This window comes from Clostridium sp. MCC345 (assembly GCF_018785345.1).
Lineage (GTDB): Bacteria > Bacillota > Clostridia > Lachnospirales > Anaerotignaceae > Anaerotignum_A > Anaerotignum_A faecicola.
Genome location: NZ_WQPP01000013.1, coordinates 1 through 1036, shown reverse-complemented (window position 1 = coordinate 1036; position 1036 = coordinate 1). Strand labels below are relative to the sequence as shown.

The 1036-nt window shown below is 47.1% G+C and carries 1 protein-coding gene; it reads right to left on the bottom strand.

Going from position 1 to position 1036, the window contains the following annotated elements; genetic code table 11:
• Position 1 precedes the first annotated feature (1 nt).
• Positions 2-1036, bottom strand: a 1035-nt coding sequence (locus tag GPK49_RS04065; protein ID WP_288691105.1) for an electron transfer flavoprotein subunit alpha/FixB family protein, incomplete at its 5' end; no start/stop codon positions are given.

Below are 1036 nucleotides of genomic sequence, written 5' to 3'. Positions count from 1 at the left end.
ATTAGCTGTTTGCTTTTGCTGCTTTGTATTTTCTTACAGCGTCAGCCAGTTTAGGCAGGATCTGCTTCAGATCGCCAACGATACCCAGGTCAGCTACTTCAAAAATAGGAGCGGATTCGTTCTTGTTGATAGCGATGATCAGTTCGGAGTTTTCCATACCTGCAACGTGCTGGATAGCACCGGAAATACCGCATGCCATGTACAGGTCGGGACGTACTGTCTTACCTGTCTGACCAACCTGTCTGTCTTTTTCAATCCAGCCAGCGTCTACACATGCTCTGGAAGAACCAACTTCTGCGCCCAGTGCATCAGCCATATCTCTGATTACATCAAAGCCTTCTGCGGAACCAACACCACGACCACCGGAAACAATCAGTTTTGCTTCTGTCAGGTCAACGGATTTCTTGTCGGATTTAACAGCTTCAACGATTTCAACGTTCATGTCTGCTGCTGTGAAATCTACCTTGAATTCAACCAGTTCGCCTTTTCTTGTTTCGTCCTTTGCGATCATTTTCATAACGCCGGGACGTACAGTTGCCATCTGAGGTTTTGTTCTGGGGCACATCAGTGTAGCCATGATGTTACCACCGAATGCGGGACGAGTCATCAGCAGAGCTCTTTCGGGTGTTGCGTTACCCATTGCTGCTTCCTTGTCCAGTTCTTCCTGTGTCTTAGCCATTCTCAGACCTGTTGTATCTGCAACCAGACCTGTTTTTACACGAGATGCTACACGGGGAGCAACGTCACGACCGATGGAAGAAGCACCGAACAGCATGATTTCGGGATCAAATGCTTTGATAACTTCGCAAACAGCCTTTGTGTAAGGTTCTGTTACATAGTCCTTCAGCATGGGATCGTCAACCAGGACAACCTTGTCAGCACCATAGTGGAAGATTTTGTCAACTTCGCCTTTGATATCATGACCCAGCAGTACTGCTACTACGTCATCCTTCAGATCTTCTTTCAGTCTTGTAGCTTCACCAACAAGTTCCAGACCTACGTTCTGAACCTTGCCGTATCTCTGTTCCATTACTAC